We start from the raw sequence: 14,501 nt of genomic DNA, 5'->3' as shown, positions 1-14,501 counted from the left end.
AAGCTCCTGGCTGGGTGAAAACCTTGGACGACGAAACGGTGCGCGCTCACGCGGGCGCGGTGCACGCATCGATCCCGCCCGCGATCGCGGCGGACAGGCGCCGGATCGTGTCGGGCCGCGCGAGCCGCTTCTCTTCGTCGGGATTGACGATCACGCCCGCTTCGACGAGCACGGCCGGAACCGGCGCGGTGCGCAGCACGACGAGATCGTCGAAACGATGGATGCCGAGGCGCGGATCGATCAGCGGGCGGTTCTCGCCGCGGATCGGCTGCGCGTGATACAGCGACGGCGTCTCGCCGGACGCGATCAGCCGCTCGGCGATCGCCTTCGCGCAGCGCAGGCTCTCCGCGTAATGCGGGTTGCGCTCCGACACGAACACCGCGAAGCCGTGGAATTCGCGCTGCCGGCCGGCGTCGATGAACTGCTGCTGCATCGAGTCGTGATGGATCGACACGAACAGGCTGGCATCCGTTGCCTGCGTCGCGCGCTGGTCGAGCGCGATCTCGCGGCCGTCCGCCGACGTGCGCAGCACGCGGTCGCCGTGCGCGCCGAGCCGTTCGGCGACGGCGCCCGACAGGTCGAGGTTGTACAGGTATTCGACGCGGCCGCTGGCGCCGGTCGCGCCCGGGCGCGCGGGCGTGTGGCCGGTATCGACCACGATGTAGCGCGCGGGCGCGCTGGCGGGCGTGGCTTTCGTGCCGTCGGCGGCGCGCAGCACGAGCGGGGCGCCGAGCAGCGCCGCACAGGCGAGCACGCGGACGATGGCGCTCGCGTGCGGGCGAAGGCGTCGGATGGTTCGGTTCATTGTTGTTGTCGCAGTGGTGCGGGCCCGCGCGATGATGCGGCGCGGCCGGCCTGCATGATGCAGTCGGAATGTGGCGCGATTATAGCGGCTGCCGGCCGTGCGGCAACGACGAAACAGCGGGCGGCGCATCACGTGAAAGCAACGCGTAAGCCATCGCGATTCCGAACGTCACGCGAGCACGCGCTGCGCGGCGCGCACGCCCCAGTACGATGCTTCCTCGAACAGCGACAACCCGGACAGGTCCGCATGCGCGAACACGACCGGGCCGTCGGCATCGCGCAGCGCGAGCAGCCCCGGCCGGCTCAGGAAGCCGACGTCGGGCGTCGCCATCGCGTGGCCGCGCACGGTGATCTCGAGCGCGCGTGCATGCTTCCACAGCTCGCGCCCGTACACGGCGCGCAGGTCGGTCGCCGCCTGTTCGCGCAGTTCGTCGGGTTTTGCGGCGGCCAGCCAGCGGCGCGTGTCGTCGGGCGTGCGCGTGTCCAGCGACTGGTATGCGGAAAACACCGAGCGCGTCGGCGGCGACATCCGGATCAGTTGATGCGTCGACACGACGTAGCCGAGCCCCGCGCCGCCGTAGACGACGTTGTCCCACGCGAGCGGCACGCCGGCCGCTTCGTCCGGCATGCCGTCGAGCAGGAAGTTCGACACGAGCCACGGCGCGCGCGGCGGCAGGTCGCGCGCGGGCTCGAAGCCGTACGCATGCAGTTGCGGAAACACGCGTGCGGCGACGAACAGCGGCATCGCGCTGACGACGCGCCGCGCCCGCACCGTGAAGGTGGCGAGCGTGCCGTTGTCGACGCGCGCACACAGCACGTCGACGCCGCCCGCGCGTTCGGTCGCGCGCACCGCGAAGCCGGCTTGCGACCAGCCGTTCGAGCCGGTGCGCGCGGAGATCGACGCTGACAGCTTCGTCACCATCGTATGCAGCCCATCGGGCCAGGTCAGCACCGCGCCGTCGCCGGCGTCGCTCGCATGGCCGGCGCGCGACGAGAAGTAGTGCAGCCCGGCCCATGCGGACACATGCTCATAACCTGCACCGTAATCGTCGCGGCAGCAGTAGTTCAGATACCAGTGCAGCGACGGCGCCGTATAGCCGTTGTCGAGCAGCCAGTGCCGGAACGTGTGCGTGTCGAGCGCGCGCCAGCGTGGATCTCGCGACGATTCCGCGAGCGGGATGCAGAACGCCTTGCGGCCGTCGGCGCCGCGCGCGGTGCGCAGCGTGTCCATGTATGCGAAGAAGCGCGCGTGCTGCGCGAGTTCGTCCGCGCCGATGCCGGCCGCCGGCACGAGGCCGTCCTGCCACTGGCCCGCGATGAAGAGCCGCTCGTCGGGCGCGTGCACGAGCGCGCGCTCGTCGTAGACGGGCCGCGCGGCATATGGCGCGGATTCGATCACGCCGAGATCGGCGAGCATGTCGCGCAGGTGCGCGGATTCGCGCGACGGCAGCGGCAGGTAGTGCGCGCCCTTCGGATAGCCGAGCTCGCCGAAGCGGCCGCCCGCCGCGTTGCCGCCGAATTCCGGGCCGGCGAGCACGACGAACTTGCGGTGGCCGGCGCGCGCGAGCTGCCACGCGCACGACAGGCCGGCCGCGCCCGCGCCGAGAATCGCGACGTCGGTGTCGAGCGTGCCGGACGGCGGCGGCAGCGCCGCATGATCGCGCAGCGCATGGCCTTCGCGCATGCCCGGATAGTCGATGCGCGGCGTGGTCTCGGTCCAGCCGAGACGGCCGCACGCGGCGAGCGAGGCGGCGGCCGACGCGACGATGAAGGTGCGGCGGTCCATCAACGCAGCACGTGTTTCCAGTCGTCGTCGAAGCGGCGCACGAGCGGCTGGTCGTTGAGTTCGTTCGGCGACATCGGCAGCGCGGGCATGTCGGCCGGGAAGTGGAACATCCCGGCGGCGGTGTGCGCATCGAGCCAGCGCGTCGGCACCGAGTAGCGTGCGGGCACCGTGAAGTCGCGGCGCTTGCCGGCGATCACGAAGCCCCAGTCGCCGAACGACGGCACGTAGCAGTGGTACGGCCAGGTGTTGAGGCCCGCCTCGCGCAGCGTCGCGACGATCGTCCAGTATGCGTGCGGCGCGAAGTACGGCGACGTCGACTGGATCACCGTATAGCCGTTCTCCGACAGGTGCCGCGCGAGCAGCCGGAACACCGGCACCGAATAGAGGCGGCCGAGGCCGAAGTTGGTCGGATCGGGGAAGTCGACGACGATCGCGTCGTACACGTCGGCGTTCGATTCGAGCCAGCGCACCGCGTCGTCGTTGATCACGCGCACGCGCGGGTCCTTCAGCGCGTTCTGGTTCAGCTTCACGAGCGGCGCGGAGGTCGAGAACAGCTTCGTCATCGCCGGATCGAGATCGACGAGCGTGATCTGCTCGATGTTCCGGTGCTTCAGCAGCTCGCGCACCGCGAGGCCGTCGCCGCCGCCGAGCACGAGCACGCGCTTCGCCCACGGCAGCGCCTCGAGCGCCGGATGGATCAGCGCCTCGTGATAGCGGTGCTCGTCGCGCGACGAGAACTGCAGGTTGCCGTTCAGGTAGAGCCGCATGTCGTCGTGCCATTGCGTCAGCACGATCCGCTGGTACGGGGTGGTCTCCGAGTAGATCGTCTCGTCGCCGTACACGCCGTGCTCGGCCCAGTGCGTGATGCGGCCCGACAACGCGAAGCCGGCGACGAGCAGCCCGAGCACGAGCGACGCGCGCATCAGCTTCGCGCGCACGTGGCGGATCTCGTCGCGGAACAGGTGGGTGGTCCACAGTGCGACCAGCGCGTTCAGGATGCCGAACAGGAAGCTCGTGCGCAGCAGGCCCAGGCGCGGCGCGAGCACGAGCGGGAAGATCAGCGACACGGCGAGCGAGCCGAGGTAGTCGAAGCTGAGCACTTCGCTGACGGTGTGGCGAAACGCCTGGCGCCGCTGCTGGAACGCGCGCATCACGAGCGGGATCTCCATCCCGATCAGCACGCCGAGCGCGAACACGAGCGCGTAGAGCGCCGCGCGGAACGGTGCCGCGAGCCAGGCGAACACCGCGAACAGCAGCGCGGCCGATACGCCGCCGAGCAGGCCGACGAGCAACTCGATGTCGACGAAGCGGTCGAGCACGTCGTCGTCGTCGACGAACTTTGCGAGCCACGAGCCGACGCCCATCGCGAACAGGTAGCAGCCGATCACCGACGAGAACTGCAGGATCGAATCGCCGAGCAGGTAGCTCGACAGCGCGCTGCTGATCAGTTCGTAGCCGAGCCCGCACGACGCGAGCACGAGAATCGACAGGACGAGCGCGCGCCTATGCAGCATGGGGCGTCCGTTGTGTCGGCGTCGGCAATGTGGATATACTGGCGCGGATTTCCGAGGGGCGGCCAACCGCGGGGCGGCGAACCGAGCACACAATCCGGGGAAAAGAATGAATAGTGCCTTTTCTTATGCGGTTCATTTACTGTCGGCGTTCGTGCTGCTGCTGGCGTTCGCGGCAGTGTACCTGAAGGTCACCCCGTTCGACGAGCTGGCGCTGATCCGCGACGGCAACGTCGCCGCGATGCTGTCGTTCGGCGGCGCGCTGGTCGGTTTCTGCCTCACGCTCGCGTCGAGCATCGCGCACAACTCGACGCTCGGCGCGGTCGTGATGTGGGCGGTGGGCGCGATGCTCGTGCAGGTGCTGACTTATGCAGGGCTGACCCGCATGATGCCCGGCATGAATCACGCGATCGAGGATCGCAACGCCGCGATGGGCGGCCTGATGGGCACGGCATCGCTCGTCGTCGGCATCATCAATGCCGCGTGCCTGACCTGACGCCGCGCGCGTCCGAGGAGACTGTGATGGGTATCGGTTCGTTCATCCGCAAGCAATTCATCGACGTCCTGCAATGGACGGAAGACACCGACGGCGTGCTCGCGTGGCGCTATCCGATGGAAGACCAGGAGATCCAGTACGGCGGCAAGCTGACCGTGCGCGAGTCGCAGGTCGCGGTGTTCGTCAACGAAGGCAAGATCGCCGACGTGTTCCAGCCTGGCCTCTACACGCTGACGACCCAGACGCTGCCGGTCCTCACGTACCTGCGCAACTGGGACAAACTCTTTCAGTCGCCTTTCAAGTCGGATGTCTATTTCTTCAGCACGCGGCTGCAGCTCGGCCGGCGCTGGGGCACCGCGCAGCCGGTGACGATCCGCGATCGCGAGTTCGGCTTCGTGCAGCTGCGCGCGTTCGGCATCTACTCGTACCGGATCGTCGACGCAACCGCGTTTCATCGAGAGATCAGCGGCACGCGCGCGCAATACACGGTCGACGACGTCGAGCAGCAATTGCGCAACCTCGTGGTGACCGCGATGAGCACCGTGTTCGGCGGCGCCGACGTCGCGTTCGTCGACATGGCCGCGAACCAGTCGCTGCTGTCGCAGCGGGTGGCCGAGGCGCTCGTGCCGATCTTCACGCGCTACGGCCTCGCGCTCGATGCGTTCGCGGTCGAGAGCGTGTCGTTGCCGGCCGAACTGCAGAAGGCGCTCGACCTGCGGATCGGCGCCGGCATGGCGGGCGATCTCGGCCGCGTCACGCAATACCAGACTGCGCAAGCGATTCCGCTCGCCGCGCAGAACCCCGGCGGCCTCGCCGGCGTCGGCGCGGGCCTCGCGGCCGGCGCGGCGATCGGACAGGCGATGGCCGGCCAGCTCGCGGGCAGCGCGCAGCCCGCCGCCGCGCAGCCGACGGCCGCCGCTGCGCAGCCGACCCCACCAGCGGCCGCGCCCGATTACGTGCAGCGCCTCGAACAATTGAAGGCACTGCACGACAAGGGGCTCGTGACCGACGACGAATACGCGCGCGCGAAAGCGGAGATTCTCGCGAAACTTACCCAATAAGCGTTGCGCATGTTCAGTACTTCGTGCCCCCAGTGCGGCGCGCCGGTCATGTTCCGCTCGGCGGCGGCGGTGATGGCCGTCTGCGCGTTCTGCCGCAGCACGCTGCTCAAGCGCGGCGAGGACGTCGAACGGATCGGCGAGCTGGCCGCGGTGCTCGACGATGCGTCGCCGCTCCAGATCGGCACCGCGGGCCGCTACGGCAAGCTGGCGTTCACCGTGCTCGGCCGGCTGCAGATGAGCTACGACGCGGGCGGGTGGAGCGAGTGGTACGTCGTGTTCGACGACGGCACGTTCGGCTGGCTGTCGGACGCGTCCGGCCAGTATGCGGTCACGGTGCGCCAGCCCGACGACGCGCTCGGCTCCTGGCCCGCGTTCCAGGCGTTGCAGCCGGGCGTGCAGGTCGCTTTCGGCGGCCAGGACTACCTCGTGTCGGACCTGCGCACCGCGCGCTGCACGGGCGGCGACGGGGAACTGCCGTTTCGTGTCGGCGAAGGCTGGCAGGCGCGCGTCGCGGACTTGCGCACCGGCAATGCGTTCGCGACGTTCGATTATTCCGATGCGGGGGCGGGCGGCAAGCCGGTGGTGTATGCGGGCGAAGCGATGACGTTCGACGCGCTCGCGTTCACCGGGCTGCGCGACATCGAGACCGAGTCGCGCGAGCCGCGCGGCGCGGAGATGAAGCCGTTCGCGTGCCCGAGCTGCGGCGCGCCGCTGTCGTATGCGCCGAACGTCGCCGATTACGTCGTGTGCGGCAGCTGTCATGCGGGCGTGCAGTGCACGGCCGACCAGCAGACGGTGTTCGCGAAGCAGCGCGAGCTCGACGCGGTGAAGGGCGCGCTTGAACTCGGCGCGGCCGGCACGTTCGACGGCGCGAAGTACACGGTGATCGGCATGATGCGCTGCAAGGTGCCGGGCGACAACGAGACGTGGGACGAATACCTGCTGCTGCATCCGAAGCGCGGCCTGCTGTGGCTCGTGCAGAGCGAAGGGCGCTGGGAGCGCGTGGGCGTGCTCGATCACTGGCCGACGATTCATGGGGATGCCGAAGTGATCGACGACGGCAAGACCTACCGCAAGCGCGACGCGTACGGCTCGGAGGTCGTGTACGTGGTCGGCGCGTTCAACTGGCGCGTGCAGGTGGGCGATCGCACGTCGATCGTCGACTACGGCTGGCAGAACGACAAGCTGACGATGGAGCGCAGCGCGAACGAGATCGTCTGGTCGCGCGCGCAGCGGATCTCGGCCGGCAAGCTCGCCGAGCGCTTCGGCGTGCCGGCGCTGGCGGCGGGCGGCGCGGCGGCGACCGCGGCAGCGACCCTTGCCGGCGTCGAAGCGAAAGACAAGCGTCCGCACAGCTTCGCGCCGCTGCCGGTGCTGTTCAGCGCGCTGCTCGTGTTCCTCAACTTCGAGGCGCTGTTCGCGTTCAACAGCCGCACGGTGTACGTGCTGATCGGCTTGCTCGTGCTGTGGTTGCCCGAATGGGTGTGGAAGGGTTTCGCGCAGGATGGAGGCGAATCGTGAAGCACATCCTGTACGGGATCTACGCGCTGATCGTCGTGACGCTGTTCAGCTGCTCGCCGTCGGGCGGCGGCGGTGGCGGCGGCACGAGCGGGTGGGGCAGTTCGTCGGCCCGCAGCGGCTACTCGTCGTACGGGTCGCACAAATGAGCGCGCATGACGGTATCGCACCGCCGCACGCGACACTCGGCTCGCACGTGCTGGCCGACCTCGGCGGCGTCGATGCGGCGCTGCTGCGCGACGTCGCGCGGCTCGAAGCGGTGCTGACGAACGCGGCGCGGCGCGCGGGCGCGCGCGTGATCGGCGCGCACTTCCATCATTTCGGCGGCGAGCATGGCGTGACGGGCGTCGTGCTGCTCGCCGAATCGCACATCACGATCCATACGTGGCCCGAGCACGGTTTCGCGGCGGTCGATGCGTTCATGTGCGGCGCGGCACGCGCGGCCGATGCGGTCGATGCGATCGCGGCCGCGCTCGGCGCGCGGGCGGAAGTCAGGCAGCAGGTGGCGCGCGGCGGCGCGTGAGCCGCGCGTCAACGCGGCGCGGCCTCCGCTTCGGCCCAGCGCTTGAACGAATCGAGGCGCCGGCGCGTCTGCACGAGATAGAACGCGGCGAACAGCGGCTCGACGAGCCAGCGCAGCCATGACGGCCGCGCGCGGAAGTGGTACGTGAACTTCACCTCGGTGGAGGACGGCGCGCGTGCGGTGAAATTCCAGCTCCCGCTGAATCGCGCGAGCACCCGCGGGCCGTCGACCATCTCGATTGCCGCGACCTGCGGCGGCTGGTACGAGACGTAGCGCGACACCATCGTCGCGCCCGTGCGGCTGCGGCAGAACGCATCGATGCCGACGTCCGCCGTCATGCCGTCGAGCAGGTACGCGTCGGTCAGGAAGCTGTCCCACACGAGCCGCCGCGCGTAATCCTGCGACCACGTGAAGAGGCGCCTGCGATCGACGCCGATGATTCGGCTGACTGAGATCCTCATGATAGGGGCGCGTGCGCGCAGGTCCGGATGAAGTCGAGTGTAGCGCGCCAGTCTCGCGATTTCCGTCAGACAACGTCAAGTCGAGCACGCGCTCGATTGACCCATCTCAAAAAAACGCCTACGATTCGTTCCATGCCTTCGGGACAGACCCGAAGCGTATCCATCTCTTGAGGGAGCCTCATGAGTACGCAGCACTCAAAGCGTTTCGACGCACTTGTTTTCATTGGTCGTTTCCAGCCCCCGCACCGTGGCCACCTGAACGTGCTGAAGTCGGCATTGAGCCAGGCCGAGCGCGTTTGCGTGCTGATCGGGTCGACCGACAAGCCCCGCACCATCAAGGATCCGTTTTCGTTCGACGAGCGCAGCCAGATGCTGGCCTCGCTGCTCGACGCGTCGGAGCGCGACCGCGTGACGATCGCGCCGGTGCAGGATTCGACCTACAACGACGGCGACTGGGTGCGCTGGGTGCAGGACGCGGTTGCATCCGCGCTCGGCGACGTGTCGCAGCGCAAGGTCGGGCTGATCGGCCACGAGAAGGACGCGTCGTCGTATTACCTGCGGATGTTCCCGCAGTGGACGCTGCTCGACGTCGACGCGACGGAAGACATCTCCGCCACCGAAATCCGCGACCAGTATTTCGCGGAACGCACCAACAGCTTCGTGCAGTGGGCCGTGCCCGAACCCGTGTTCGGCTGGCTCGAGCGCTTTCGCACGCAGCCCGAATTCGCGCAGCTGAAGGCGGAAGCCGAGTTCATCGCCGCGTACCGCAAGGCGTGGGCGGCGGCGCCGTATCCGGTCACGTTCGTGACCGTCGATGCGGTGGTCGTGCACTCGGGCCACATCCTGCTGGTGCGCCGGCGCAGCGAGCCGGGCCGCGGGCTGTGGGCGCTGCCGGGCGGTTTCGTGAACCAGGACGAGCGCCTCGATACCGCGTGCATTCGCGAACTGCGCGAGGAAACCGGCCTGAAGCTGCCGGAACCCGTGCTGCGCGGCTCGCTGAAGGATCGCCAGGTGTTCGACCATCCGACCCGCTCGCTGCGCGGCCGCACGATCACGCACGCGTGCCTGTTCAATTTCCCGACCGGCGAACTGCCGCGCGTGAAGGGTAGCGACGACGCCGACAAGGCGCGCTGGGTGCCGCTCAACGAATTCGCGCAGATGCGCGGCGTGATGTTCGAGGATCACTTCGACATCGCGTATCACTTCCTGGGGAAGCTGTGATCCGCTGATTCCCCGCATTCCACCGTCGCGACAGACGCGACGGTTTCCCAACGGCCTAGAGGAGCTCTAGCCATGCAAAACGATCTCGGCGGCTTTGCCGCGGTTCTCGCCAACCCGATCCTCAACACGGATTCGTACAAGGCGTCCCATTTCCTGCAATATCCGGCCGACGCGACTGCGATGTTCTCGTACGTCGAATCGCGCGGCGGCCGCTACGACCGCACGCTGTTCTTCGGCCTGCAGATGCTGCTGAAGGAGTACCTCTGCAAGCCGGTCACGCACGCGATGATCGACGACGCGCGCGATTTCTTCGCGGTGCACGGCGAGCCGTTCAACGAAGCGGGGTGGCGCCATATCGTCGAGCGCTACGACGGCTACCTGCCGGTGAAGATCCGCGCGGTGCCGGAAGGCGCGGTGGTGCCGACACACAACGTGCTGATGACCGTCGAATGCGACGACCCGCAGGTGTTCTGGCTCGCGTCGTACCTCGAGACGATGCTGCTGCGCGTGTGGTATCCGGTGACGGTCGCGACGCAGAGCTGGCACCTGCGGCAGACGATTCGCGGCTTCCTCGAGAAGACCGACGACGACATGACGCAGCTGCCGTTCAAGCTGCACGACTTCGGCGCGCGCGGCGTGTCGAGCGCGGAATCGGCGGCGATCGGCGGCGCCGCACACCTCGTGAGCTTCATGGGATCGGATACGGTGCTCGGCGTGCTCGCCGCCAACCGCTTCTACCGGGAGCCGATGGCCGCGTATTCGGTGCCGGCGGCCGAGCACAGCACGATCACGTCGTGGGGCCGCGAAGGCGAGGCCGACGCGTATCGCAACATGCTGCGCCGCTTCGGGCTGCCGGGCGCGATCGTATCGGTCGTGTCGGACTCCTACGATCTGTTCGCCGCGCTCGAAATATGGGGCGGCGAGCTGAAGCAGGCGGTGATCGACTCGGGCGCGACGCTCGTCGTGCGCCCGGACTCCGGCGACCCGGTGACGATCGTGCTGCAGACGGTGCGTGCGCTCGACGCGTCGTTCGGCGCGACGCTCAACGGCAAGGGCCGGCGCGTGCTGAATCATGTGCGCGTGATCCAGGGCGACGGCGTGGACGCCACGTCGATCGCGGCGATCCTGTCCGCGCTCGACGATGCGGGCTATGCGGCCGGCAACGTCGTGTTCGGGATGGGCGGCGCGCTGCTGCAGCAGGTGAACCGCGACACGCAGCGTTTCGCGATGAAGTGCTCGGCGATCCGGCGCGGCGGCGTGTGGCACGACGTCTGCAAGGATCCCGTCACCGATGCGGGCAAGCGCTCGAAGAAGGGCCGCCTGACGCTGCTGCGCAACCGCCGCACCGGTGAATGGCGCACCGCGACGCTGCCGCTCGCGTGGGACGATCGCGCGATCGAGGGCGACTGGGAGGAGGCGCTCGAGACGGTGTTCGATACCGGGCGCCTGCTGGTGGACGTGTCGCTCGCGGACGTGCGGGCGCGCGCGCACGCGCACGAAGCGTGACGTGAAGCGCGGCGCGGTATGATGGCACGCGCGCCGCGGCCGCCGACCCGGCCGCGGCCCATCCCACCGCGAGGCCCCGAACGATGCCGCTGATCAACGCCATTCCCATCCTGCGCATTTTCTCGATCGAGAAGGCGTACTGCTTCTATCTCGACTATCTCGGCTTCACGCTCGACTGGGAGCATCGCTTCGAACCGGGGCTGCCGCTCTATGCGCAGGTCAGGCGCGATGCGGTGGTGCTGCACCTGAGCGAGCATCACGGCGACAGCACGCCCGGCGCGGTGACCTTCATCCCGGTCGAGGACATCGATGTGCTGCATCACGAGCTGATCGAGAAGAACTATGCGTACGCGCGGCCCGGCGTCGACGCGCTCGACTGGGGCCGGCAGATGCAGATCACCGATCCGTTCGGCAACCGGCTGCGTTTCTGCGAGATGTCCTAGCGCGCTGGCGCGCGTTCGTTCGCTTCCAGCGCCGCCCCCGCGCGTTCGTCGCGCCGCGCCGCATCCATCGCCCGCGTCAGCGCGTCGAACACCGCCGGCCCCTTGCAGCGCGAGACGTTGAAACGCAGGAACGACGTCGCGCCGTGCGATGCGCTGAACACGTTGCCCGGTGCGAACACGACGCCGTCGGCGAGCGCGTGGCGCGCGACGCGCGCGGCGTCGAGCCCGTCGGGCAGTTCCGCCCAGACGAACAGGCCGCCGCGCGGCTCGGTCCAGATGCCGAGCCCGGTGCGCGTGAGCCGCCGGACCGTCTCGCCCATCGCATCGGCGAGCCGCGTGCGCAGGCTGTCCAGATGCCGCCGGTAGGTGCCGTCGACGAGCAGCCGGTGCACGACGTTCGCCCCGAGCGGCGCGTTGCCGAACGACGTCGCGAGCTTCAGGTCGACGATCGGCTCGATCCATTCCGCGCGCGCGGCGATGTAGCCGCAGCGTATCGCGGCCGACAGCGTCTTCGAGAAGCTGCCGATCGACACCACGCGCGACAGCCCGTCGAACGCTGCGAGACGCGGCGCGGGCACGCGCTCGAAATCCGCGAAGATGTCGTCCTCGACGATCAGCAGCCCGTGCTCGGCGGCCAGCGTCAGCAGCCGGTGCGCGACGGGCGGCGTGAGCGTCGCGCCGGTCGGGTTGTGCAGCGCCGCGTTGGTGATGTACAGGCGCGGCCGGTGCTCGGCCAGCGTCTGCTCGAAGCGTGCAAGATCGGGGCCGGCCGGCGTGTACGGCACGCTGACGATGCGCGCGCGGTGCGCGCGCAGCAGCGCCTGGAAGTTGAAGTAGCACGGATCGTCGAGCATCACCGTGTCGCCCGGTTCGAGCAGCATGCGGCACACGAGATCGAGCGCATGCGTGCCGCTGTCGGTCAGCACGATCTGCGCGGGCTCCGCATGAATGCCGTGCTGCGCGAGCCGCCACGCGAGCTGCTGGCGCAGCGCGGGCAGGCCGAGCGGCGTCGAGTAGTCGGTGAGCGCATCCGCTTCGTCGCGCGATGCCGCGCGCAGCGCGCGCCGCAGGCTGTCGTCGGGCAGCCACGACGGCGGCAGCCAGCCGCAGCCGGGTTTCGCCGCGGCCGCGCCGGATTCGAGCGACTGGCGCGTGAGCCACAGCGGGTCGAGCTCGCGGTCGAGGCGCGGCGCGAGATCGGCGAGCGCGAGCGGCGGCGCGTGGCCCGATACGTAGAAGCCCGAGCCGCGCCGCGCGACGAGCACGCCTTCGCCGGCGAGCCGCTCGTATGCGTCGACGACGGTCGATTTCGACACGTGCAGCGCATCGGCCATCATCCGGATCGACGGCACGCGCGCGCCGGGCATCAGCGCGCGGCTCGCGATCCGCGCGCGCAGCGTGTCCATCACGGTTTCCACGCGCGTGCGCGGCGGGGGAGGCGAAGCGGGTTCCTGGGCGAGGCGGGTCATGGCGCGGTTCGTAAACTGTACGGAAATTTGTCCAGTACAGTTTGGTGCAATTGTATTGTGCTGTAGCTTACGCGCTTTTTCCGCGCGGCGGATCATCGGGGATTCATCCTCGATCAGGAATTCCCGTGCAAAAGTCCACCGACGGCTGGCTCAGCGGCATGCTGGGCGTGATCATCTTCAGCGGCTCGCTGCCGGCGACGCGCGTCGCCGTGCAGGGGCTCGACCCGATGTTCCTGACCTTCGCGCGCGCGTCGATCGCCGGCGCGCTCGGCCTGCTGCTGCTCGTCGCGTTGAAGCAGCCGCGGCCGACGCGCGGCGAAACCGTATCGCTGGCGATCGTCGCGCTCGGCGTCGTGGTCGGTTTTCCGCTGTTGACGGCGCTTGCGCTGCGGCACGTGACGTCGGCCCATGCGATCGTGTTCGTCGGGCTGCTGCCGCTCGCGACCGCGCTGTTCGGCGTGTGGCGCGGCGGCGAGCGGCCGCGGCTGCCGTTCTGGATCTTCTCGCTGGTCGGCAGCGCCGCGGTGGCGGCGTTCGCGCTGCGCAACGGCGGCGAGGCGTCGCCGGTCGGCGATGCGCTGATGTTCGCGTCGATCGTCGCGTGCGGGCTCGGCTATGCGGAAGGCGCGCGCCTGTCGCGGCAGCTCGGCGGCTGGCAGGTGATCTCGTGGGCGCTCGTGCTGTCGCTGCCGGTGATGCTGCCGCTCGCGTGGGTCACGCGGCCCGCGACGTTCGACGGCATCGACGCCGGCGCGCTGTGGGGGCTCGCGTACGTGTCGCTGTTCAGCATGCTGATCGGCTTCGTGTTCTGGTATCGCGGGCTCGCGCTCGGCGGCATCGCGGGCGTCGGCCAGCTGCAGCTGCTGCAGCCGTTCTTCGGGCTCGTGCTGGCCGCCGGGCTGCTGCACGAGCCGGTGCCGGCGTCGATGATCGCGGTGACGGCGATCGTCGTCGGGTGCGTGGCGGGCGCGAAGTATTTCTCGCGAGGGGTGCCCGTGCGCAGGGCGGGGTGACGCAGTCGGGCGACGGCGCACGGCACCGCCGCCCGAGCCGCACCGTCAGCCCATCACGATGTTCGCAAGCTTGAACTGGTACGGCGTCGCGCTCGTGCCGCCGCCGCCGCCCGTCATCACGATGTCGGCGCTCGCGATGCCGAGCAGGGACAGCTCGGTGTTGATGTCGGAGATCACCGCCGAGTTCATCACCGCGCCCTGTTCGATCTGCGACGCGGTGCCGATCCACAGCGTCGGCTTGAACTCGAACACGGCCTTCTGGCCCGGCACGATGCCGGTCTTGCGCGCGAGCAGGCGGCTGTCCTTGAACACCGACGCGGTGATCGCGCCCTGGCGCAGGTCGTTGCGCAGCTGGATCTCGCGCGACGTCGACGCCGCGCCGGACAGCGCGAGCACGTTGCCGGACGTCGTGCGCGACACGCTGAACAACTGGCCGTTGTCGGCGCGCTTCTGCGGCATGTAGTTGCCGTCGGCGTCGCTCGCGGAGACGGTCGTCTTCAGCGGGAACACGAACGGATGGTTGTCGCCGCGACCGCAGTTGGTGATGACCTTCCACGCGATCGACAGCTCGTCGAAATCGGTCGATACGTTTTTCTGGAAGATCACCACCTGGCTGTTGTTGACGTCGTTCGACAGGTTGATGAAGTTGAGCTTGATGTCCATGATTCGCCTTGTTTCGTAGGACTGAT

General features: G+C 68.9%; 15 protein-coding genes. 9 read left to right on the top strand and 6 right to left on the bottom strand.

Annotated features, from left to right (window positions below; all coding sequences use genetic code 11):
* Window positions 1-46 precede the first annotated feature (46 nt).
* The 3 genes from HWY45_RS26065 to HWY45_RS26055 form a co-directional block, all read right to left on the bottom strand.
* Complete coding sequence (locus HWY45_RS26065) at window positions 47-805, bottom strand: N-acetylmuramoyl-L-alanine amidase family protein (RefSeq protein WP_059880170.1); 759 nt, start codon at window positions 803-805, stop codon at window positions 47-49.
* Window positions 806-973: 168 nt separating this feature from the next.
* A complete protein-coding gene (locus HWY45_RS26060; RefSeq protein ID WP_059880167.1) occupies window positions 974-2,590 on the bottom strand; it encodes an FAD-dependent oxidoreductase in 1,617 nt (538 codons plus the stop codon).
* Window positions 2,590-4,104 carry a polyamine aminopropyltransferase gene (locus HWY45_RS26055; RefSeq protein WP_059563093.1) on the bottom strand — a complete coding sequence of 505 codons (1,515 nt, stop codon included), beginning with the start codon at window positions 4,102-4,104 and terminating at the stop codon, window positions 2,590-2,592. The genes HWY45_RS26060 and HWY45_RS26055 overlap by 1 nt, the downstream gene beginning before the upstream one ends.
* A 106-nt stretch (window positions 4,105-4,210) precedes the next feature.
* Between HWY45_RS26055 and HWY45_RS26050 the strand changes: the two genes are divergently transcribed.
* Genes HWY45_RS26050 through speD form a run of 5 tightly spaced genes read left to right on the top strand, consistent with a single transcriptional unit; the run spans window position 4,211 to window position 7,699 of the window.
* Entirely contained in the window at window positions 4,211-4,597 is a 387-nt protein-coding gene (locus HWY45_RS26050) for a DUF350 domain-containing protein (RefSeq protein ID WP_059804383.1), read from the top strand.
* Between the two features lie 26 nt (window positions 4,598-4,623).
* Window positions 4,624-5,658, top strand: coding sequence for an SPFH domain-containing protein (locus tag HWY45_RS26045; RefSeq protein WP_059563122.1), 1,035 nt, complete (start codon window positions 4,624-4,626; stop codon window positions 5,656-5,658).
* A gap of 9 nt (window positions 5,659-5,667) precedes the next feature.
* Window positions 5,668-7,179 carry a DUF4178 domain-containing protein gene (locus tag HWY45_RS26040; RefSeq protein ID WP_059880165.1) on the top strand — a complete coding sequence of 504 codons (1,512 nt, stop codon included), beginning with the start codon at window positions 5,668-5,670 and terminating at the stop codon, window positions 7,177-7,179.
* On the top strand, window positions 7,176-7,325 hold the full coding sequence (locus HWY45_RS26035; protein ID WP_170304073.1) for a hypothetical protein: 150 nt from the start codon (window positions 7,176-7,178) through the stop codon (window positions 7,323-7,325). The genes HWY45_RS26040 and HWY45_RS26035 overlap by 4 nt, the downstream gene beginning before the upstream one ends.
* A complete protein-coding gene (speD, locus tag HWY45_RS26030) occupies window positions 7,322-7,699 on the top strand; it encodes an adenosylmethionine decarboxylase (protein WP_059880162.1) in 378 nt (125 codons plus the stop codon). Before HWY45_RS26035 ends, speD begins: the two co-directional genes overlap by 4 nt.
* Window positions 7,700-7,707: 8 nt before the next feature.
* On the opposite strand, the gene HWY45_RS26025 is transcribed toward speD, so the two are convergent.
* Window positions 7,708-8,160: a type II toxin-antitoxin system RatA family toxin gene (locus HWY45_RS26025; protein WP_059880160.1), complete on the bottom strand. Its 453-nt coding sequence runs from the start codon at window positions 8,158-8,160 to the stop codon at window positions 7,708-7,710.
* A gap of 180 nt (window positions 8,161-8,340) precedes the next feature.
* Here HWY45_RS26025 and HWY45_RS26020 point away from each other — a divergent pair, with 180 nt between their 5' ends.
* The 3 genes from HWY45_RS26020 to HWY45_RS26010 all read left to right on the top strand — a co-directional run bounded on the left by HWY45_RS26020 (window position 8,341) and on the right by HWY45_RS26010 (window position 11,330).
* A complete protein-coding gene (locus HWY45_RS26020) occupies window positions 8,341-9,381 on the top strand; it encodes a bifunctional nicotinamide-nucleotide adenylyltransferase/Nudix hydroxylase (RefSeq protein WP_059880158.1) in 1,041 nt (346 codons plus the stop codon).
* 72 nt (window positions 9,382-9,453) lie between these two features.
* Entirely contained in the window at window positions 9,454-10,887 is a 1,434-nt protein-coding gene (locus HWY45_RS26015) for a nicotinate phosphoribosyltransferase (RefSeq protein WP_059880154.1), read from the top strand.
* A gap of 83 nt (window positions 10,888-10,970) precedes the next feature.
* A complete protein-coding gene (locus HWY45_RS26010) occupies window positions 10,971-11,330 on the top strand; it encodes a glyoxalase superfamily protein (RefSeq protein ID WP_059804401.1) in 360 nt (119 codons plus the stop codon).
* On the opposite strand, the gene HWY45_RS26005 is transcribed toward HWY45_RS26010, so the two are convergent.
* Entirely contained in the window at window positions 11,327-12,799 is a 1,473-nt protein-coding gene (locus HWY45_RS26005) for an aminotransferase-like domain-containing protein (RefSeq protein WP_059880151.1), read from the bottom strand. The two genes, HWY45_RS26010 and HWY45_RS26005, sit on opposite strands and share 4 nt — an antisense overlap.
* A gap of 125 nt (window positions 12,800-12,924) precedes the next feature.
* On the opposite strand from HWY45_RS26005, the gene HWY45_RS26000 reads away from it, so the two are divergent.
* Complete coding sequence (locus HWY45_RS26000) at window positions 12,925-13,812, top strand: DMT family transporter (protein WP_059563084.1); 888 nt, start codon at window positions 12,925-12,927, stop codon at window positions 13,810-13,812.
* A gap of 45 nt (window positions 13,813-13,857) precedes the next feature.
* Here HWY45_RS26000 and HWY45_RS25995 read toward each other — a convergent pair whose 3' ends face one another.
* Window positions 13,858-14,475 (bottom strand): hypothetical protein, encoded by a 618-nt coding sequence (locus HWY45_RS25995; RefSeq protein ID WP_059563083.1) that lies wholly within the window; start codon window positions 14,473-14,475, stop codon window positions 13,858-13,860.
* Window positions 14,476-14,501 lie beyond the last annotated feature (26 nt).

It is taken from the genome of Burkholderia stagnalis, assembly GCF_902830275.1.
Classification (GTDB): Bacteria; Pseudomonadota; Gammaproteobacteria; order Burkholderiales; family Burkholderiaceae; genus Burkholderia; species Burkholderia stagnalis.
Note: the sequence above shows the minus strand (reverse complement) of the source record. Positions and strands in the feature narration are given on the sequence as shown.